The organism is Streptacidiphilus sp. EB103A (assembly GCF_041261405.1).
In the GTDB taxonomy this organism is placed as follows: Bacteria; Actinomycetota; Actinomycetes; order Streptomycetales; family Streptomycetaceae; genus Streptacidiphilus.
On record NZ_JBGCAQ010000063.1, the window covers coordinates 1 to 1,027 of the forward strand.

At 68.8% G+C, this 1,027-nt stretch carries 1 protein-coding gene; it reads left to right on the forward strand.

The annotated features are described in order from the left end of the window. Positions 1-56 precede the first annotated feature (56 nt). On the forward strand, positions 57-1,027 hold a 971-nt coding region (locus ABH941_RS40900), incomplete at its 3' end, for an ABC transporter substrate-binding protein (protein WP_370138619.1).

A 1,027-nucleotide genomic window follows, 5' to 3' on the forward strand; every position in this document is an offset into this window, starting at 1 on the left:
CCTGGCCCCACCCGCACCGTGCACCCCCACCCTCACCGCACAAAGGAGTGTCTGTCATGTTCACCACCAAGATCACCAAGAGATCCCGCCGCACCCTGGCCCTCGCGATGACGGGCGGCCTGCTCGCCACCGTCGCACTGACTGCCTGCGGCTCCTCCAGCAGCGGCTCCAGCAGCTCCAGCGGCGGCGGCAGCCTGCCGAAGGTCACCATGATGGTCGGCGGCATCGACAAGCAGATCTACCTGCCGTACGAGCTGGCCCAGCAGCTCGGCTTCTACAAGAAGTACGGCGTCGACATGCAGCTCAGCACCGAGTCCAACGGCGGTGTCGGCGCCGAGGACGCGATGGCGTCGGGCCAGGTGGACATGGCGGGTGCCTGGTACATCCACACCTGGGACTTCCAGGCCAAGGGCAAGGACGTCATCAACCTCGCCCAGCTCAGCGGCGCCCCCGGCGAGCGGGTGATGTGTTCGAAGACCTCCGGGGTCACCACCCCCGCGGACTTCAAGGGCAAGAGCATCGGCGTCACCGACCTCGGCTCCGGCACCGACGACCTGATCCAGCAGCTGGCCGCCCACTACAACCTCTCCACCAGCCAGTTCCACCGGGTGGGCGTGGGCCAGGGGTCCACCCTGCTGGCCGCCCTGCAGCAGCACCGGGTCGACTGCGCCATCACCACCCAGCCCACCGTCAGCGCGGTCGAGAAGGCCGGGGCCGGCGTCTCCGTCTTCGACCTCTCCAGCTCCGAGGGCGCCACCAAGTGGCTCGGCGGCACCTGGCCGGCCGCCGGCGTGCTCACCCTGAACAGCTGGGTCCAGTCGCACCAGGACACCGCGCAGAAGGTGGTCGACGCGCTGGTCGCGACGATGCACTGGATCAACACCCACTCCGCCGCGGACATCGCCAACGCGCTGCCGGCGTCCTACACCAACAACGGTCTGATCACCAAGGACGTCTACACCGCAGCCCTCGCCCAGGACAAGGGACAGTTCCTCCCGGACGGGATGATGCCCGCCACCGGCCCGGC